Source organism: Streptomyces sp. So13.3 (assembly GCF_005860785.2).
GTDB lineage: Bacteria > Actinomycetota > Actinomycetes > Streptomycetales > Streptomycetaceae > Actinacidiphila > Actinacidiphila fildesensis.
Window position 1 is genome coordinate 5355820 of the sequence record NZ_CP048835.1, and the last position, 18716, is coordinate 5374535.

An 18716-nucleotide genomic window follows, 5' to 3' on the forward strand; every position below is an offset into this window, starting at 1 on the left:
ACCTCGACTCTAGAGATCCATGCGGTCAGATTCTGTCCGCATCCGCACATGGGCAGCGGGAAGGTGTCAGGCGCCGAGCAGCCGGCGCGGCCCCGGCCCCTGCTCGCCGAGCGCGTCGTGCGGATTGGCCAGATGGCACTTGTCGATCGACAGACAGCCGCAGCCGATGCAGTCGGTGAGATGGTCCCGCAGTTGCTCCAGCTGGGCGATGCGGCTGTTGAGGTCGTCGCGCCAGCACTCCGAGACGTTCGCCCAGTCCGCGCGGTTCGGCGTCCGTCCCTCCGGCAGCAGACCGAGGACCTCGCGGATCCGCGCCAGCGGGATGCCGACCCGCTGCGAGACCCGGATGAACGCGACCCGGCGCAGCGTGTCGCGGCTGTAGCGGCGCTGGTTCCCCGAGGTGCGCCGGCTGCGGATGAGCCCCTCGCGCTCGTAGAAGCGCAGCGCGGACGGGGGGACGCCGCTGCGGTCGGACAGTTCACCGACAGTGGCTTCCTTGGCGTTCCAGGGGAGTTGGGTCATGGCCGCCACAGTAGCGCCGGATATGAACCAACGTTGAGGTATTGGCCCGCGGACCCCTGTCGGGAGGAGTCCGCGGACCCCTCCCGACAGCACCCGGAAAAAACTTTCGCGGACGTGTCGATCCGGACGTCTCCCGTTCGACGCATCAGTAGGAGCAGGGTTCGCACGACGGAAAACGTACGAGAAGGAGCCACCGCGATGCGCTACATGATGATGCTGAGGATCGAAGAGAACACCGACATGGTCCCCAGCGAGCAGCTGATGGAGGACATGGGCAAGCTCATCGAGGAGATGACGAAGGCCGGGGTGCTCCTCGACACCGGCGGTCTGCGGCCGACCGCGGAGGGCACCCGCATCAAGCTCTCCGGCGGCAAGCTGACCGTGATCGACGGGCCCTTCACCGAGGCGAAGGAAGTCATCGGCGGTTACGCGATGATCGAGACGAAGAGCAAGGAGGAGGCGCTGGAATGGGCCTCGCGCTTCCTGCGGATCCACGGTGACGGCTGGGAGATCGTGTCGGAGATCCGGCAGATCGAGGGGCCGAACGACTGACCGCCTCCGGCGGCCCGCCGCACTCCTCCCGCGGAAGGTTGCCGTCGCGCTGACGAGGGTGCTCTGATGGGTCGCCATGACGGAACCCAGCGCCCACCCCGACGCCCACCGCGCGATCGAGGCGGTGTGGAGGATCGAGTCGGCGCGGCTCATCGCCGGTCTCGTACGGCTGGTGCGCGACATCGGCCTCGCCGAGGAGCTGGCGCAGGACGCCCTCGTCGCGGCGCTGGAGCAGTGGCCCGGGTCGGGCGTCCCGGACAACCCGGGCGCCTGGCTCATGGCCACCGCGAAGCACCGCGCGATCGACCTCCTGCGCCGCAAGGAACGGCTCGCCCGCAGGATCGACGTGCTCGGGCACGAGCTGGAGACCGCGGGGCACGGCGCGCCGGCCGACGTCGAGGCCGTTCTCGACGGTGACATCGAGGACGATCTGCTGCGGCTGGTCTTCACCGCCTGCCATCCGGTGCTCTCCACCGAGGCGCGCGTCGCCCTCACGCTGCGGCTGCTGGGCGGGCTGAGGACCGAGGAGATCGCGCGCGCGTTCCTCGTCCCGGAGTCGACGGTCGCCCAGCGGATCGTACGGGCCAAGAAGACGCTCGCCGAGGCCCGCGTCCCCTACGAGGTGCCGGCCGGGCCGGAGCTGGCCGACCGGCTGTCGTCCGTCCTCGAGGTCATCTACCTGGTGTTCAACGAGGGGTACGCGGCGACCGCCGGCGACGACCTGATGCGTCCCGCGCTCTGCGCGGAGGCGCTGCGGCTGGGCCGCGTGCTGGCCGGGCTCATGCCGAAGGAGCCCGAGGTGCACGGCCTCGTCGCGCTGATGGAGATCCAGACCTCACGGTCGGCGGCCAGGACGGGACCGGAGGGCGAGCCGGTCCTGCTGCTCGACCAGGACCGTTCGCGCTGGGACCTGCTGCTCATCCGCCGCGGGTTCGCCGCGCTGGAGCGGGCCGCAGTGCTCGGGGGCCCGCCCGGCCCGTACGCGCTGCAGGCGGCGATCGCCGCCAGCCACGCCCGCGCCCGCACCCCGGAGGAGACCGACTGGCGGGCGATCGCCGGGCTCTACGAACAGCTCGCCGCGCGCGCCCCGTCGCCCGTCGTGGAGCTGAACCGCGCGGTCGCCCTCGCCATGGCGTACGGGCCCGCCACCGGGCTGGAGCTCGTCGACACGCTGACCTCCGAGCCGTCCCTGGCCGGCTACCACCTGCTGCCGACCGTCCGCGGCGATCTCCTCGCCCGGCTCGGCCGCTACGAGGAGGCGGGGCAGGAGTTCACCCGTGCCGCCGCCCTCACCCGCAACGCCCGCGAGCGCACCCTGCTGGAACAGCGGGTGGCGGACTGCGCACGCCGCAGGGCCGGAACCGCCCCGACGGGGTGAGGCGTTAGGCCGTGACGGCTCTCACACGGCGCAATCGAGCCTTTTGCAAGCGATGTGCTTGCAATAGTTAGCAACGATGGTGCAGCATCGGGACATGGCTTCACTGAACGTCGGCAACGTCGGCGAGTACCTGCGGGAGCAGCGGCGCAGCGCGCAGCTGTCGCTGCGGCAGCTCGCGGACGCCGCCGGGGTCTCGAACCCCTACCTCAGCCAGATCGAGCGCGGGCTGCGCAAGCCCAGCGCCGAGATCCTGCAGCAGCTCGCCAAGGCGCTGCGGATCTCCGCGGAGACCCTGTACGTCCAGGCCGGAATGCTCGAGGAGCGCGACCGGGACGAGCTGGAGGTCCACGCGGCGATCCTGGCCGATCCGACGATCAACGAACGGCAGAAGCAGGTACTGATCCAGATCTACGAGTCGTTCCGCAAGGAGAACGCCGTGGTGGAGGAGCCGGTGCCCGCGGACCCGCTGCCGGCGGACCCGTTCCCGGCGGACCCGGTGCAGCCGAAGACCGCTTGACCGGCGCGCATGGCAGCGCGCCCAGCAGACCGTACGCATGACCACGCGCCGACAACCCCCGTCCGGGAGGACCCTCATGGCGATCACCGATGACATTGTGAAGACGCTCAAGGACCCGACTCCGCTCTACGCGGTGGCCGGTACCGCCGACCTCGCCGCCGAGAAGCTGCAGCGGGTGCCCGCGCTGATCGAGAAGATCCGCGCCGAGGCCCCCGAGCGGTTCGAGAAGATCCGCAACACCGACACGAAGGTGTTCCAGGACCGCGTCACCGCGCAGGCCAAGGAAGCCCAGACGAAGGTGACCGAGGCCTTCGGCTCCGTCGAGCTGGACCTGAAGAAGATCGGCGAGTCCGTCCAGGACTTCGCGCTCCAGGGCGTCGGCCGGGCCGCCGAGGCCGCCGTGAAGGTCCAGGAGACCTACGGCACGCTGGCCGAGCGCGGCAAGGGCGCCGTGGCGACCTGGCGCGGCGAGGTGGCCGACGAGATCGAGGAGATCGCCGTAGCGGTCGAGCCCGACCCGCGGCCGGCCGCCCAGCCCGTCGCGGCCGAGGCTTCGGTGCCCGCGCCGGCGAAGAAGCCCGTCGCGAAGAAGGCCCCCGCCAAGAAGCCGGCGGCCAAGCCGGCCGAGTAGTGGACGCTTCTCAGCAGGACGCCTCTCAGCGGGACGGGCCGGGCACGCAGCGCGTGCCCGGCCCGTTGTCCCTGCAGGACCGGTACGGTGGCGGCGACGGTTTCCCGGGCGTACGGACGAGCTCGGCCATACGGACAAGGCGGTGGACGGCGTGCTGATCACGGGGTTCTTCGGGGTTCTGGCCCTGTTGTCATGGGGGCTGTTCCTCTTCGCGCTGTTCGCGTTCATCGATTCCGCGATCCGCCGCGAGGACGCCTACCGCGCGGCGGACAAGAAGACCAAGCCGTTCTGGCTGATCGTTCTCGGGCTCGCCGCCGTGGTGATGAAGTTCTTCTCGATCTTCTCGTTCCTGCCGGTCATCGGCCTGATCGCGGTGATCGTCTACATGGTCGACGTCCGCCCGGCCCTGAAGCAGGTCTCCGGCGGCGGCCGCGGCGACCGGCGCGGTGGCGGCAGCAGCAGTGACGGCCCCTACGGACCGTTCAGCCGCTGAAACCCGCGGGGACCGCGTTCAGCCGCTGGACCGCTGGATCTGGGCCGGCAGGCCGAGGATCCGGGCCGGGGCGACGCGGTCGAGCAGCACGACGGCCACATCGTCCGTCAGCTCCCCGCCGTTCAGCTCACGTGCCTCGGTGACGGCCGCGTCCAGCAGGTCCTCGCCGCGCAGTCCGCCGGCCAGCTGACGGGTGATCATCCCGACCATCCCGTCCTGGCCGAGCCGCTGTGTGCCCTGGCCGATCCGGCCCTCGATCAGCCCGTCGGTGTAGAGCATCAGGCTCCAGGACGCGCCCAGTTCGACCTCGATCCGGCTCCACGCGGCCTGCGGCAGCAGCCCGAGCGCCGGGCCGCCCGCCTCGTACGGCAGCAGTCGCGGCACCCCGTCGGCGCCGGTCAGCAGCGGGGCCGGGTGCCCGGCCAGATACAGATCGGCGCGCCCGCCGTCCGGTGCGATGTCCAGCGTGCAGAGCGTCGCGAAGATCTCGTCGTCGGCGCGCTCGTTCTCCAGCACCTTCTGCAGGGTGCTCAGCAGCAGGTCGCCACTGAGCCCGGCGAACGTCAACGCCCGCCAGGCGATCCGCAGTTCGACACCGAGCGCGGCCGCGTCCGGGCCGTGCCCGCAGACATCGCCGATCATCGCGTGCACGGTGCCGTCCGATGTGCGCACCGTGTCGTAGAAGTCGCCGCCGAGCAGCGCGCGGCTGCGGCCCGGCCGGTACCTGGCCGCGAAGCGCAGATCCGCGCCCTCCAGCAGGGGGGTGGGGAGCAGTCCGCGTTCCAGCCGGGAGTTCTCCTGGGCGAGCAGCCGGGTCTCGGTGAGCTGGCGCTGCGCGAGGTCGGCGCGCTTGCGCTCGACGGCGTAGCGGATCGCCCGGGTCAGATGGGAGCCGTCGAGCTCGTCGCGGGAGAGATGGTCCTGCGCGCCGATCCGTACCGCCTCACCGGGCTCGCCCACTTCACCCGCATCCTCCCCGGTCAGCACGAGGACGGCCGTGGTGGGCGCGAGGCGCAGCAGCCGGCGCAGGCTCTCCAGCCCGTCGCCGTCGAGGACCAGCAGGACGCAGTGCACGTCGTCGGTGAGCAGCCGCTCGGCCTCGGTGAGATTGCGGGCCCGGCGGATGCGTACCCGGGTCCCGCCGCCGTCGAACAGCTCGGGCGCGGTGAAGGTGCCCGCCGGATCGTCACCGATGACCAGCAGCGTCAGCGCCGGCACGGAGGCGTCCTGGCGCTGCCGGGGTACGGGCAGCACGGCGAAGCCGTCCGCCTCACCGGCGCGCGGTACCTCTGTTGCGGTCATCGGACTGATCCTTCCCTCCCCCCGAGGGTCATTGACAGGCGACCATAGCGGCAGCGCGCGGTGTGGCGGGAGGCCACGAGGTAAACCGCCTGTGTCATATGCAGCGGTCAGGAGGGGATTTCAGCTCCGATACGACGATCCGGGCATGACAAACGTCACCCGGCCTCCGTACTTCATTCACAACATGTGCAACATCGGTCACCCGGGACGGTCACCCGGGACGGTCACCCGGGACGGTCACCCGGGACGGACCACACCGAGGATTCGCATGGAGCCCGCCCCCGCCACGGTGACGTTCCTGCCGGGCCGCGGGGCGTGCACGATCGCGCCGTCCCCGACGTAGATCCCCACATGGCTGGCGTCGTCGAAGTAGATGATCAGGTCCCCGGGACGCATCAGGTCGACCGGCACGTGCGGCAGCAGCCGCCACTGCTCCTGCGACGTCCGCGGAATGTTCCGGCCCGCCGCCGCCCACGCCTGCTGCGTCAGCCCGGAGCAGTCGTACGAGGACGGCCCGTCCGCGCCCCACTCGTACGGCCTGCCGATCTGCGCCGCCGCGAACGCCACCGCACGCCTGCCCTGCGCGCTCGCGTCGCCCGCCGCCTTGGGCAGTTGTGCCAGCTTCTTCGCCGCGTCGCTCCGCGTCCACGCCAACTGCGCCTGGTACGCGGTCTCGTCCTCCAGCCGCTGCAGCCGAAGGCGCTCCTGCTCCTTCAACGAGGCCAGCAGCGCCTTCGCCTGCGCGAGCCGTGACTCGACCTGGGCCTTGGCGGCCGCGGACTTCTTCCGGGTCTCGACCAGGGCCTCCCATTCGGCGGTGGCCGCGTGCGCGTAGCCGTCCAGCGCCGCTTTGGTGGACTTGAGGTCGCTGATGGTGGTGTTCGCGGCCCGCGCGCCGCGTTCCGCGAGGCTCGCGTCGTCCAGGAACGTGTCGGGGTCGGAGGACAGCGCGAGCTGTATCCCGTCCGGCATCCCACCGCTGCGGTACTGCGCCCGCGCCATCGCGCCCACCTGGTCGTTCAGCGTGCCGAGCCGCGTCTGGGCGTTGTCCAGCGAGATGGCGAGCGCGACCAGGTTCTTCTGCTGGACGAGCACCTTCTCCTCGGCCGCGTTGAACGACTCCGTGGCCGCTTCCGCCTGACGGTAGAGGGTGTTCACCTCGGCCTGCACCTGGGCGAGCGTCCTGGGCCGGTCGGCGTGCGCCGCCCCGGGCACCGCCAGCGTCGCTGCCGCGCAGAGCAGGGCCGTACACACGACGGTCGCGCCGCGCGATGGTTTCGCCACCATCGTCACCACCTCGTATCTGACGGGTCGTCAGGATCGTCACATGGGTGGGGATGGTGCCACGAGGTGCCGCAATGCGACAGGGGCAGAAGGGAATTGGCGGCGGGTCGCGCTCGTCAGACCTGCGCTCCGCGCGGCGCCAGCGCCTCCCAGCGCACCGTGACCTCGCCCTGCCGCCAGCGGTCCGCGCGATCCGTGACGGGCCAGCCGCTCTCCGCCAGGAGGCGCACACTGCGGATCCAGCGCTGGCGCGCGCCGAGTGACGCGAACGGCGCCGCCGTCGCCCACGCCCGGTCGAACTCCGTCAGGAACGCGTGCACCGGCTCGCCCGGGACGTTCCGGTGGATCAGCGCCTTCGGCAGCCGCTCCGCCAGATCGGACGGCCGGTCCAGCGATCCCAGTCGGGTCGCGAACGTCACCGTGCGCGGCCCCTCAGGCCCGATCGCCACCCACACATGCCGGCGGCCGATCTCGTCGCAGGTGCCCTCGACGAGCAGCCCGCCGGGCGCCAGCCGGGCGCGCAGCCGGTCCCAGACGGCCGGCACCCCGGCCTCGTCGTACTGCCGCAGCACGTTCGCCGCCCGGATCAGGGCCGGCCGTCGCCGGTCCGGAAGAGGCACTTCGAACCCGCCGTGCGCGAACGTCAGCCCGTCCCGCCGGTACGGCTCCGCCGCGGCGACCCGGGCGGGGTCGATCTCCAGCCCGACCACTTCGGCATCGGGCCGGACGGTACGCAGCCGCCCCAGCAGCTCGACCGCCGTCCACGGCGCCGCCCCGTACCCGAGGTCCACCGCCACCGGATCGGCCGCCCGCCGCAGCTCGGCCCCGAGCGCGCACGCGATCCACCGGTCCATCCGGCGCAGCCGGTTCGGATTCGTGGTGCCACGGGTGATGGTGCCGACGGGTCTCGCCATGGTTCGACTGTAGGTGCTGGCACCACGGGCGCAGGCGCGGGTGCATCGGCCCCGGCCCCCGCACCCCACGGAAAAAGTTCGGCAAAGCGGAAATGGGAACGGTCGGTTCCGGCGTTCCACGGTTGAACGGACCCGTCCGGCCGAATGGAGAGCGGCGTGACCCAGCACATGGCACGGCTCGGTGCCCTGCGCGGCTACGCGCAATCGCGCGGTCACGCGCAGTCGCGCCGACTGCGCTGGCCCGCCCACGGCCGCAACGCTCCACGCCGCGTGGCGATGCTCAGCGTGCACACCTCGCCCCTCGACCAGCCCGGCACCGGCGACGCCGGCGGGATGAACGTCTACATCGTGGAGCTCGCGAAGCGCCTCGCCGAGATCAACATCGAGGTCGAGATCTTCACCCGCGCCACTACCGGCGCCCTCCCGCCCACCGTGGAGCTCGCTCCCGGCGTCCTCGTCCGGCACATCGACGCCGGCCCCTACGAGGGACTGGCCAAGGAGGAGCTGCCCGCCCAGCTCTGCGCCTTCACTCACGGGGTGATGCAGGCCGAGGCCGGCCACCGCCCCGGACACTACGACCTCGTGCACTCGCACTACTGGCTGTCCGGCCATGTCGGCTGGCTCGCGGCCGAGCGCTGGGGCGTCCCCCTCGTACACGCCATGCACACCATGGCGAAGGTCAAGAACGCCGCGCTCGCCGAGGGCGACACCCCCGAGCCGGCCGCCCGCGTCATCGGCGAGACCCAGATCGTGGAGGCCGCCGACCGGCTGATCGCGAACACCGACGAAGAGGCGGACGAACTGGTCCGGCACTACGGCGCGCAGCCCGCCAAGGTGGCCGTCGTCCATCCGGGGGTGAACCTGGACCGGTTCCGCCCGGCCGACGGCCGCGCCGCCGCCCGGGGCCGCCTCGGTCTGCCGCAGGACGCCGTGATCCCGCTGTTCGCGGGCCGCATCCAGCCGCTCAAGGCCCCTGACGTGCTGCTCCGCGCCGTCGCGGTCCTCCTGGACGAGGACCCGTCGCTGCGCGAGCGGCTGGTCGTCCCGGTGGTCGGCGGTCCCAGCGGCAGCGGCCTCAGCAAGCCGGAGCGGCTGCACAAGCTGGCCGCGCGGCTCGGCGTGAGCGACGTCGTACGGTTCCAGCCGCCGGTCGACCAGCAGCGGCTCGCGGACTGGTACCGGGCCGCGACCGTGCTGGTGATGCCCTCGTACAGCGAGTCCTTCGGGCTGGTCGCCATAGAGGCGCAGGCCTGCGGCACACCGGTGATCGCCGCGGCCGTCGGCGGGCTGTCGGTGGCGGTCAGGGACGGCGAGACCGGTTTCCTGGTCCCCGGCCACGACCCGGCCGACTACGCGCGGGCGCTGCGCCGCTTCATCGACCAGCCGCACCTCGGCGAGCAGCTGGGGGAGGCCGCCGCCCGGCACGCCCGGGCGTTCGGCTGGGGGAGGGCGGCGGCGTCGACCGCCGACGTCTACACCGACGCGATGCAGGAACACCGCCGTCACCTACGATCGGCTCATGGCTGAGCAGGGGCAGACAGCACGAGCGGGACAGGCCGAGCAGGCCGCCCGCGACACCGTCGAGCAGGCGCTCAAGGAGGCCGGGCTGGAGTGGGAGAGCCCGCAGCCCGGCACCTTCGTCGCCAAGATCCCCGGCACGCGCAAGCTGTCCACCACCTGCTCGCTGATCGTCGGCAAGCACACGCTCTCCCTCAACGCGTTCGTCGTCCGGCACCCCGACGAGAACCAGGAAGCGGTCTACCGCTGGCTGCTGGAGCGCAACCTCCGGCTGTACGGGGTGAGTTACGCGATCGACCGGCTCGGCGACGTCTATCTCACCGGCCGGATCCCGCTCGCCGCCGTGACCGCCGACGAGGTCGACCGGCTGCTCGGCGCGGTCCTGGAGAACGCGGACGGCTCGTTCAACACGCTTCTCGAACTCGGATTCGCGGCCTCGATCCGCAAGGAGTACGCCTGGCGCGTGTCGCGCGGTGAGTCGACGCGCAACCTGGACGCGTTCACGCATCTGACCGGCGCGGACAAGCCGGCGGCGACCGACGACTGACCGCACAGCGGCGAACAAGCTGCAGCTCCACCACCTAATACGGTCCGACCCCTTCCCGCCGCCAGCCGGGACATGGCACCCTCATGCCGTCGCACATCTGAATGGCGTTCAGATACGTGAAAGGCGGGGTCATGGCGATCAGTCGCAGGAGACTGCTCACGGGAGCAATTCAGGTCAGCACGGCGGCGGTGGCCGCCGGCGCGCTCGGCAGCCGCACCGCCTTCGCGGCCGCACCGGCCGCACCGCCGTCGAACAGCGTGCCGTCCCCCCTCTGGGCGGAGTTCAAGGCCGCGCCTTACACCCACCCGCAGATCCCGAACGTCGCCCGCGCGGGCTACAACGGCGGCGAGCGGAACTTCCCCCGCCGCCCCGTCCGCGCCAACGTCCTGCACTACGGCGCCAAGCCGGACGGCTCCGCCGACGCCGCGCCCGCCATCAACCGGGCCATCGCCGAGGTCGGCAATCGCGGCGGCGGCACGGTCCTGCTGCCGCGCGGCACCTACCGGATCGACGACGTCATCCAACTCGGCTGGAGCAACGTCACCCTGCGCGGTGAAGGCAGCGGCACCACCAAGCTCTTCGCGACGCGCTCGCTCACCGAGATCATCGGCGCCTACGGCAGCCGCTACGGCGGCAACAAGTCGTCCTGGTCCTGGGCCGGCGGCCTGGTCTGGGTCTGCCCGCGCGAGCGTTACCGCACCCTCACCGACGCGATCAAGGCCAAGGCCTGGCCGTTCGAGGGCTGGACCGGCAACAAGCGCGACGAATGGCAGACCTTGGCCGCCATCACGGCCGTCGCGAAGCAGGGCGACTTCACCGTCACCGTCGACGACCCGTCCCGCCTCCGGCGCGGCGACCGCGTCCTGCTCCAGCTCGCGGACGATGCCGGACACACCCTGCTCGACCACATGGCGGGCGACGTGGACGGCGCCGCCACCTACGACTGGTCCGACAAGACCAAGGTGCTCTCGTACGTCCCCTACGAGTGGCCGGCCCGCGTCACCGGCATCCGCGGCCACCGCGTCACCCTCGACCGGCCGCTGCCGCTCGACACGCGCCTCGGCTGGGCGCCGAAGCTGACGACGCTCATCGACCCCGTGGTCAACTCCGGTGTCGAGGGCCTCACCATCGAGATGGTGGAGACCCCGCAGGCCCAGCATCTGCTCGACACGGGCTACAACGGCCTGGTCCTGCAGTGCGCGTGGGACTGCTGGGCGGACGACGTGCACGCCGTCAACGTCGACAACGGCTTCCTGCTCGTCGCCGCGAAGGGCTCCACACTCCGCCGCACCCGCGTCTCCGGGCGCGGCAGCCACCACCCGTACTGCTGCCGCGAGGGGTCCCACGACAACCTGATCGAGGACTTCGCCATCGACCAGCGCACCGTCATCCCCGCCCCGGCGGGCACCCAACTGCACGGCATCAACGTCGAGGGCCTGTCCAGCTACAACGTCTGGTCGCGCGGGCGGATGGACATGGGGACGTTCGACACCCACCGCGGACTGCCGTTCGCCAACGTCCGCACCGAGATCACCGTTTTCAACGACGGCTCGCACGGCGGCGACGCCAGCGCCGGGCCGCTCTACGGCGCCCGCTTCACCCACTGGAACATCACCGTCGCCAACGGCCGCGCGGGCTGCGTCAGGATCGACGACATCGCCCCGTACAGCGCCACGGTGGGCATCTCCGAGGTCACCCCGTTCGGCCAGATCGACGTCCCGGACTTCACCGGCCCGCTCCACTCCCGCCTGGAGTCCTACGGCACCCCGGCGGTCACCCCGCCGAACCTCTACGAGGCCCAGCGCCACCTCAACGGCTGCTCCTGACGGCAGCAGCGGATGCCGGTGCCGGCCCGGAGGCCGGCACCGGCCCCTCCATCTCCACCGCTTCCACCAGTACTTCCGCGCTCTGCACCGTTCCCCGCGTCCGCAGCAGCGTCCAGTACCCGGCGGCGGCGACCGTGCCGACGACCGCGCAGGCTCCCCACGCCGCGCTGCCGCCCCAGTGGTCGAGGGCGAAGCCGCCGGCCAGCGGGCCGACGAAGGAGGCGGCGGACCAGGAGAGCGAGAACATGCCCTGGTAGCGGCCGCGGGCCCGTGCCGGCGCGAGGTCGGCGACGACCGACATCGAGGCGGGGGCGTGCACGATCTCGCCGAGCGTCCACACCGTGACGGTGAGGGCGTAGAAACCGACGGAGCCGGCGAACGCGGTCAGGCCGAAGCCCCAGCCCATCAGCAGGGTGCCGGCCGCGAGCAGCGCGGCCGGGCTGCGGCCGGTCATCATGCGGGTGACCGGGATCTGGAGCAGTACGACCAGCAGTCCGTTGAGGCCGATGACCAGCCCGTACTGGCTCGCGGTGAACCCGGAACGGCCCATGTCGACCGACAGGGTGGTGGCCCCCTGCTGGCCCACGGTCCCGAGCAGGAAGGTCAGCCCGACCAGAGCCATGAACCGCCGGTCGCGCAGTACCTGGCCGAGCCCGGCGGGCTCCTCGTCCACGGTCGCCGAGGCCTCGACGGCCGGCAGCGTCTCCTTGACCTTCCAGAAGACGACGACCGCGCACAGCAGGGTCATCAGCGCGTCGCCCAGGAAGAGCCAGACATAGCCCTGGGCGGCGATGAGCCCGGCGACGCCCGCCGAGACCCCGAAGCCGATGTTGATCGCCCAGTAGTTGAGGGCGAAGGCCCGCACCCGGTCCTTGGGCGGCACGAGGTCGGCCAGCATCGCCTGGAGGGCCGGCCGGGAGGCGTTGCTGGTGACGCCCACGAGCCCGGCGACCGCCGCGATCGCCACGGGGTGGGTGACGAAGCCGAGCAGGGCGGTGACCGCGGCCGTGCCGAGCTGGGCGACGAGCATGGTGGCGCGCCGCCCGACGCGGTCCGCGAGAACGCCGCCGACGACGGACGCGACCGATCCGCCGAGCCCGTAGAGGGAGGCGACGAGACCGGCGTAGGAGGCGGAGAAGCCCCGGTCGACGGTCAGGTAGAGCGCGAGGAAGGTGACGACGAATCCGCCGAGCCGGCTGACCAGTGTGCTGGTCCACAGCCACCAGAACTGGCGCGGAAGCCCCGACATGGTCTCGCGCACAGCCCGTCTGACGTCCGGCACTCAGGCCCCCCTGTGTAATGGTCACTTGCGACCGGAGGAGGTTACCGTGGACAGGTGGGGAGGCGCCAGAGGATTTCCATTAGGCTCGGGCCATGGCTGCTGCGTACAAGCTGATCCTCCTCCGCCACGGCGAGAGCGAATGGAACGCTAAGAACCTGTTCACCGGCTGGGTGGACGTCAATCTGAACGAGAAGGGCGAGAAGGAGGCGGTCCGGGGCGGCGAGCTGCTCAAGGACGCCGGCCTGCTCCCCGACGTCGTCCACACCTCGCTGCAGAAGCGTGCGATCCGCACCGCGCAGCTCTCCCTCGAAGCCGCGGACCGGCACTGGATCCCGGTGCACCGCTCCTGGCGGCTCAACGAGCGGCACTACGGTGCGCTCCAGGGCAAGGACAAGGCGCAGACCCTCGCGGAGTTCGGCGAGGAGCAGTTCATGCTCTGGCGCCGGTCCTACGACACCCCGCCGCCGCCCCTCGAGGACGGCACGGAGTTCTCGCAGAGCGACGACCCGCGCTACGCGTCGATCCCGAGCGAGATCCGTCCGCGCACCGAGTGCCTCAAGGACGTCGTTGAGCGCATGCTGCCGTACTGGTACGACGGCATCGTCCCGGACCTGCTGGCCGGCCGCACCGTCCTGGTCGCCGCGCACGGCAACAGCCTGCGCGGTCTGGTAAAGCACCTCGACGGCATCTCCGACGCCGACATCTCCGGTCTGAACATCCCGACCGGCATCCCGCTCTCCTACGAGCTCGACGCCGACTTCCGCCCGCTGAACCCGGGCGGCACCTACCTCGACCCGGACGCCGCGAAGGCCGCCATCGAGGCCGTCAAGAACCAGGGCAAAAAGAAGTAGCGAAGGACGCAGGACGCGCGAAGGGCCCCACCCGGATCCGGGTGGGGCCCTTCGTCCCGCAAGGGGTGGTCGTCAGGGTCTCAGGAGGTGCAGCCGCCGCATTGGCAGGCGCCGCCGGACTGGCATCCGCACCCGCAGCTCGCACCGCAGCCGCACGCTCCGAGCACGGGCAGCTGTACCCGCACGAGCTGCGGGGGACGGTCGAGTGACGGCTGGTCCCGGATGGTCGACGGGGTGGGGGAATCCTGCATAAGTACCCTCCTCGGCTGGGCTACCGCACGCAGTCGAAGCCGCCACGTGCGGGCGCATCAGCACCCATTGAACGCGCCCGGAGGCAGGCGCATCAACGGCGCGCGGAGGCACGACAGGGCGCGGGCCGGGACCGTTCGGGCCCCCCGCCCGACAGATCCCGAACCCTGACCCCGTTGGCTGCCGGACTCCGTCAGACCCCGTCCACCTGCGTCGCGGGCGGCGTCAGCTCGTCGGCGTGCTCGCCGGTGACCAGGTAGACGACGCGCTTGGCGACCGATACGGCGTGGTCGGCGAACCGCTCGTAGTACCGGCCGCACAGCGTCACGTCGACCGCCGTCTCGATGCCGTGCTTCCAGCGGTCGTCCAGCAGGTGCTGGAAGAGCGTGCGGTGCAGCTCGTCCATGCGGTCGTCGTCCGCCTCCAGCTGCAGCGCGTCGTCGACGTCCTTGGTGACGATGACCTCGGCGGCCTTCGCCATGAGGCGCTGGGCGAGCTGGCCCATCTCCAGGATGGTGCTGTGCAGGTCGTTCGGTACGGCCGACTCGGGGAAGCGCAGCCGGGCCACCTTCGCGATGTGCCGGGCGAGGTCGCCCGACCGCTCGATGTCCGCGCTCATCCGCAGGCTGGTGACGACGATGCGCAGGTCGGTGGCGACCGGCTGCTGCCGGGCCAGCAGGGTGATCGCCCGTGCTTCCAGGTCGCGCTGCAGGGCGTCGACCTTCTCATCGGCCGCGATCACGCTCTCGGCGATGTTCAGGTCCGCGTCCAGCAACGCGGTGGTGGCCCGGCCGATGGCGGATCCGACGAGCCGGGCCATCTCGACCAGCCCTTCACCGATCGAGTCGAGCTCCTCGTGATATGCGTCCCGCATCGCTGTCCTTCCGTCCAAACAGAGGCGTCTCCTCCACGCTCCCACGCTGATGGGCGTACGCGTACCGCTCGAGCATCCCGAGTGAATCAGCGCCTACGTCAAGGTGAACTCTTGGCAACGGGCGTTCGAGAGGTAGCTCTCAAGGCTGTGGAGCACCCCTTATGGCCGCCTAACCTGGGGGTATGGACGTGAACGCGGCTCTTGCCGCAGCCAGTGCGATAGCCGGTCTGTGTACCGGTGTGATCGCTGTGCTCGCGTTCCGCTGGAGTGAGCGGGAACAAGCCCGCCCCACCCGCACGGCCCTGCGACCCGATGGCGCCGGCGTACTGCCGCCCGGAGTGGACACCGTCCTCTCCGTACTGCGTTCCTCGGCCGTCGTCCTCGATGAGGGCGACACGGTGGTCAAGGCCAGCTCGGCGGCGTATGCCCTCGGACTGGTCCGCGGCGGCCGCCTGGCCGTCGACCAGATGCTGCAGATGGCCCGTGAGACCCGGCGGGACGGCGAGATACGCCAGGTCGAACTGGATCTGCCACGAAGAGGAGCCGGCCGCGGCGAGGGCCTGGCGGTCTCCGCCAGAGTCGCACCGCTCGGCTCCCGGCTGGTCCTCCTCCTCGTGGAAGACCTGACCGAGGCCCGCAAGATCGAGGCCGTACGCCGTGACTTCGTCGCGAACGTCAGCCATGAGCTCAAGACCCCGGTCGGCGCGCTGTCACTGCTCTCCGAAGCCGTGATGGACGCTTCCGACGACCCTGAGGCCGTCATCCGCTTCGCAGGGCGGATGCAGATCGAGGCGACCCGCCTCACCAGCCTCGTCCAGGAGATCATCGATCTCTCCCGGGTCCAGAACGACGACCCGCTGGACGACGCGGAACCGGTCGACGTCGACGATCTCGTCGCCGAGGCCATAGACCGCTGCCGCCACCAGGCGAACGCCAAACAGATCACCATGGCCACCGGATCAGCCCCTGACCTGCACATCTGGGGCAACCGCGGCCAGCTCGCGGCAGCTCTCGGCAACCTCGTCGAGAACGCCGTCAACTACAGCCCGGCCCGCACCCGCGTAGGGATAGCCGGCCGCCGGATCCCCTCCCCGGGCGGCGACCTCATCGAGATCTCGGTCACCGACGCCGGCATCGGCATCTCGGAGAAGGACCGGGACCGGATCTTCGAGCGGTTCTACCGCGTCGACCCGGCGCGCTCCCGCGCCACCGGCGGCACGGGTCTGGGCCTGTCCATCGTCAAGCACGTGGCCGCCTCGCACGGCGGGGAAGTCACCGTGTGGAGCGCAGAAGGACAGGGCTCCACCTTCACCCTGCGGCTGCCCGAGGCCGGCATGGCACGCGATCACGCCCTGCTCGGCACCGAACCGGAGGACGACGAGTCCCCCGGTGGCGGGGGCGGCCCCGCCGGAGACCAGCAGTTCTACGAGAACTATTCCGATCACATCCCTGCCCCGGAGGTCCTTCCGTGACCCGTGTACTCGTCGTAGAGGACGAAGAGTCCTTCAGCGACGCGCTGTCGTACATGCTCCGCAAGGAGGGCTTCGAGGTCGCCATAGCAGCGACCGGGCCCGACGCGCTGGACGAGTTCGAACGCAACGGCGCCGACCTGGTACTGCTCGACCTCATGCTGCCGGGCCTGCCCGGCACCGAGGTCTGCCGCCAGCTCAGGCTCAAGTCCAATGTCCCGGTCATCATGGTGACGGCCAAGGACAGCGAGATCGACAAGGTCGTCGGCCTGGAAATAGGCGCAGACGACTACGTGACCAAGCCCTTCTCCTCCCGCGAGCTGGTGGCCCGTATCCGGGCCGTCCTGCGCCGCCGCGGGGAGCCCGAGGAGCTGTCCCCGGCCGCCCTGGAGGCCGGCCCGGTACGGATGGACGTCGACCGCCACGTGGTCACCGTCTCCGGCGGAAAGGTCGACCTCCCGCTCAAGGAGTTCGACCTGCTGGAGATGCTGCTGCGCAACGCGGGCCGCGTGCTGACCCGTATGCAGCTCATCGACCGGGTGTGGGGCGCCGACTACGTGGGCGACACCAAGACGCTCGACGTCCACGTCAAGCGGCTGCGCGCCAAGATCGAGCCGGACCCGGGCGCGCCGCGCTACCTGGTCACGGTGCGCGGCCTGGGCTACAAGTTCGAGCCGTAACCCCGCCGGCGGGCCGTTCCGCGGACCCGCCCGCTTCCCCGCACAGCACGACGGGCCCGGCAGCACACGCTGCCGGGCCCGTCGTCGTGCGCGGATCGCGCGGTCAGCTCTTCTTGGTCGGCGTGGCCGTACCGGTCGGCGTGCCCGTCCCGCTGGGGGTGGCCGTGTCGGTCGGGGTGGCCTTCCCGCCGTTCTCCGGGGTCCCGGTGGCCGTCGGAGTGGTCTTGGCGGGCGGCTCGGCGGCCGGCGACGGGGCGCTGCTGGGGCCGTACTTCTCGTAGTAGCCCGCGGCGGGCAGCACGTTCGCCTCGAGGGCGACCTCACCGGTCGCGCTGAACGTCAGCGCGATGCGCTGGAAGTCGCCGTCCTTGAACGCCTCGTTGCTGTTCGGGATCGTCGCGGCGGCGTTGCCCTCCCCGCCGAGCAGCACCGAACCGTGCGCCGGGACGGTGACGGTCTTGCTGCCGGCGGTGCCGGACAGGGTCGCCGTCAGGGCGTCGCCGACCTTCAGCGACTGGAGCGTCTGGTCACCGTTTCCGTTGTTGTAGATGCGGGCCGAGACCGACGCGGGGCCGGAACCGGCCTTCTCCGTCAGGATCACGGCGTTCTGCACCTGGATGTCGCCGACGGTGGTCGCGGCATTGTCGGGGCGGACCTCGTGCGTCTGCGCGTTGTTGCCGGCGCCGCAGGCGGCGAGCGGGGCAATCGAGAGCGCGAGGGCGGCGGCGAGGGCACCGCGTCGAAGGCTGCTGCTCACGGCGGCGGCATCTCCTAGACAGGTAGGGAAGATCTTCCAGCGGGCTTACATTACTCAGCCTTCGTCCCGCCTCCGCACCGGGCCGCCCCTCGGCGGGGCGGTCTCACCCGACCGGGGTGGCCGGGATTGCATTCCGGCATTCCGCCACGGGATTCCGGCGGACCGGGCAAGATCCATTTATCGTGCACCGATCGCCTCCGTTCCGCGACTTCGGAAAATTGGATCATCGCGTCAACGAGGTCCGAACGGAGTAGCGAAGATCCACTCTTCGGAGATCGACAAATGGGGACGTAACACCCCTTCCGCTGGCGCGCCGTTGGGTGTAACGGGCGCGTTTCACCTCTGTCGTATACCGGCTCCGACCTGCGAATACCCCTGCTCGGTACGCCCCTCCAGCACGTTCCGGTAGGGGTTGTCAAGCCCTGAGATATGCCCTGACCTGCGAAAACACCATTCAGAAGAGGCCGTTCACGTGTTACCCTGGATAGCCACGGAAGGGGTACCTGTCACATGACGTTCAAGGTTGGCGACACCGTGGTCTATCCCCATCACGGGGCCGCGCTGATCGAGGCTATCGAAATTCGCCAGATCAAAGGCGTGGACAAGACCTACTTGGTGCTCAAGGTCGCCCAGGGCGACTTGACGGTACGCGTACCCGCGGACAATGCGGAGTTCGTCGGCGTGCGCGACGTGGTTGGTCAGGAGGGGCTGGACCGGGTCTTCGAGGTGCTTCGCGCGCCGTACACCGAAGAGCCGACCAACTGGTCCCGCCGCTACAAGGCAAATCTGGAAAAGCTCGCCTCCGGCGATGTCATCAAGGTCGCAGAGGTGGTCCGCGACCTGTGGCGTCGTGAGCGTGAGCGCGGGCTGTCCGCCGGCGAGAAGCGCATGCTCGCCAAGGCGCGGCAGATCCTGGTCAGCGAGCTCGCGCTCGCTGAGAACACCAACGAGGACAAGGCCGAGGCTCTGCTCGACGAGGTCCTCGCGTCCTGACGCGAGTTCTGCCGCGGTACCCGGTTCCGGCCGGGTGCTGCGGCATGCTTGTGTCCTGACGCAGATCGTTGATCGTT

Annotated in this window: 19 protein-coding genes; 12 read left to right on the forward strand and 7 right to left on the reverse strand. The window is 70.8% G+C overall.

All coding sequences use genetic code 11. From position 1 onward, the window contains the following. Positions 1 to 66: 66 nt before the first annotated feature. A complete protein-coding gene (soxR, locus tag C8250_RS24135) occupies positions 67 to 522 on the reverse strand; it encodes a redox-sensitive transcriptional activator SoxR (protein ID WP_138354070.1) in 456 nt (151 codons plus the stop codon). 198 nt (positions 523 to 720) lie between these two features. Between soxR and C8250_RS24140 the strand changes: the two genes are divergently transcribed. From C8250_RS24140 to C8250_RS24160, 5 genes are all read left to right on the forward strand, one after another. Continuing rightward, complete coding sequence (locus C8250_RS24140; RefSeq protein WP_138354071.1) at positions 721 to 1074, forward strand: YciI family protein; 354 nt, start codon at positions 721 to 723, stop codon at positions 1072 to 1074. A 76-nt stretch (positions 1075 to 1150) separates the two neighbouring features. After that, positions 1151 to 2452, forward strand: a complete 1302-nt coding sequence (locus tag C8250_RS24145; protein WP_138354072.1) for an RNA polymerase sigma factor — start codon at positions 1151 to 1153, stop codon at positions 2450 to 2452. A gap of 94 nt (positions 2453 to 2546) precedes the next feature. Further along, on the forward strand, positions 2547 to 2969 hold the full coding sequence (locus C8250_RS24150) for a helix-turn-helix transcriptional regulator (RefSeq protein ID WP_232485410.1): 423 nt from the start codon (positions 2547 to 2549) through the stop codon (positions 2967 to 2969). Between the two features lie 76 nt (positions 2970 to 3045). Next, entirely contained in the window at positions 3046 to 3600 is a 555-nt protein-coding gene (locus C8250_RS24155) for a hypothetical protein (RefSeq protein ID WP_138354073.1), read from the forward strand. Positions 3601 to 3751: 151 nt separating this feature from the next. Then, positions 3752 to 4093: a DUF2516 family protein gene (locus C8250_RS24160; protein WP_138354147.1), complete on the forward strand. Its 342-nt coding sequence runs from the start codon at positions 3752 to 3754 to the stop codon at positions 4091 to 4093. An 18-nt stretch (positions 4094 to 4111) separates the two neighbouring features. Here the strand turns inward: C8250_RS24160 and C8250_RS24165 are convergent, their stop codons facing one another. The 3 genes from C8250_RS24165 to C8250_RS24175 form a co-directional block, all read right to left on the reverse strand. Next, positions 4112 to 5395: a PP2C family protein-serine/threonine phosphatase gene (locus C8250_RS24165; protein WP_138354074.1), complete on the reverse strand. Its 1284-nt coding sequence runs from the start codon at positions 5393 to 5395 to the stop codon at positions 4112 to 4114. Positions 5396 to 5632: 237 nt separating this feature from the next. After that, positions 5633 to 6682: a C40 family peptidase gene (locus tag C8250_RS24170; protein ID WP_138354075.1), complete on the reverse strand. Its 1050-nt coding sequence runs from the start codon at positions 6680 to 6682 to the stop codon at positions 5633 to 5635. A gap of 113 nt (positions 6683 to 6795) precedes the next feature. Continuing rightward, entirely contained in the window at positions 6796 to 7593 is a 798-nt protein-coding gene (locus C8250_RS24175; RefSeq protein WP_138354076.1) for a class I SAM-dependent methyltransferase, read from the reverse strand. Positions 7594 to 7761: 168 nt separating this feature from the next. Between C8250_RS24175 and mshA the strand changes: the two genes are divergently transcribed. The 3 genes from mshA to C8250_RS24190 all read left to right on the forward strand — a co-directional run bounded on the left by mshA (position 7762) and on the right by C8250_RS24190 (position 11484). Continuing rightward, positions 7762 to 9120, forward strand: a complete 1359-nt coding sequence (gene mshA, locus C8250_RS24180) for a D-inositol-3-phosphate glycosyltransferase (protein ID WP_138354148.1) — start codon at positions 7762 to 7764, stop codon at positions 9118 to 9120. Further along, positions 9113 to 9658: a YbjN domain-containing protein gene (locus tag C8250_RS24185; protein WP_138354077.1), complete on the forward strand. Its 546-nt coding sequence runs from the start codon at positions 9113 to 9115 to the stop codon at positions 9656 to 9658. The genes mshA and C8250_RS24185 overlap by 8 nt, the downstream gene beginning before the upstream one ends. A gap of 131 nt (positions 9659 to 9789) precedes the next feature. Next, a complete protein-coding gene (locus C8250_RS24190; RefSeq protein WP_138354078.1) occupies positions 9790 to 11484 on the forward strand; it encodes a glycosyl hydrolase family 28-related protein in 1695 nt (564 codons plus the stop codon). Here C8250_RS24190 and C8250_RS24195 read toward each other — a convergent pair. Further along, positions 11468 to 12733 (reverse strand): MFS transporter, encoded by a 1266-nt coding sequence (locus C8250_RS24195; protein WP_138354149.1) that lies wholly within the window; start codon positions 12731 to 12733, stop codon positions 11468 to 11470. The genes C8250_RS24190 and C8250_RS24195 overlap by 17 nt on opposite strands. Positions 12734 to 12858: 125 nt before the next feature. Here C8250_RS24195 and C8250_RS24200 point away from each other — a divergent pair, with 125 nt between their 5' ends. Beyond that, positions 12859 to 13617 carry a phosphoglyceromutase gene (locus C8250_RS24200; RefSeq protein WP_138354079.1) on the forward strand — a complete coding sequence of 253 codons (759 nt, stop codon included), beginning with the start codon at positions 12859 to 12861 and terminating at the stop codon, positions 13615 to 13617. A 442-nt stretch (positions 13618 to 14059) separates the two neighbouring features. Here C8250_RS24200 and phoU read toward each other — a convergent pair whose 3' ends face one another. Next, the gene (phoU, locus tag C8250_RS24205) at positions 14060 to 14740 is read right to left on the reverse strand and encodes a phosphate signaling complex protein PhoU (protein ID WP_138354080.1); all 681 of its coding nucleotides are present in this window, start codon (positions 14738 to 14740) and stop codon (positions 14060 to 14062) included. A 182-nt stretch (positions 14741 to 14922) separates the two neighbouring features. Here phoU and C8250_RS24210 point away from each other — a divergent pair, with 182 nt between their 5' ends. Next, positions 14923 to 16212, forward strand: coding sequence for an ATP-binding protein (locus C8250_RS24210; protein WP_138354081.1), 1290 nt, complete (start codon positions 14923 to 14925; stop codon positions 16210 to 16212). Next, positions 16209 to 16889, forward strand: a complete 681-nt coding sequence (locus tag C8250_RS24215; RefSeq protein ID WP_138354082.1) for a response regulator transcription factor — start codon at positions 16209 to 16211, stop codon at positions 16887 to 16889. Before C8250_RS24210 ends, C8250_RS24215 begins: the two co-directional genes overlap by 4 nt. A gap of 103 nt (positions 16890 to 16992) precedes the next feature. Here the strand turns inward: C8250_RS24215 and C8250_RS24220 are convergent, their stop codons facing one another. After that, complete coding sequence (locus C8250_RS24220) at positions 16993 to 17646, reverse strand: DUF461 domain-containing protein (RefSeq protein ID WP_138354083.1); 654 nt, start codon at positions 17644 to 17646, stop codon at positions 16993 to 16995. Between the two features lie 510 nt (positions 17647 to 18156). On the opposite strand from C8250_RS24220, the gene C8250_RS24225 reads away from it, so the two are divergent. Beyond that, complete coding sequence (locus C8250_RS24225; RefSeq protein ID WP_033174074.1) at positions 18157 to 18639, forward strand: CarD family transcriptional regulator; 483 nt, start codon at positions 18157 to 18159, stop codon at positions 18637 to 18639. The last annotated feature ends 77 nt before the right edge of the window (positions 18640 to 18716 follow it).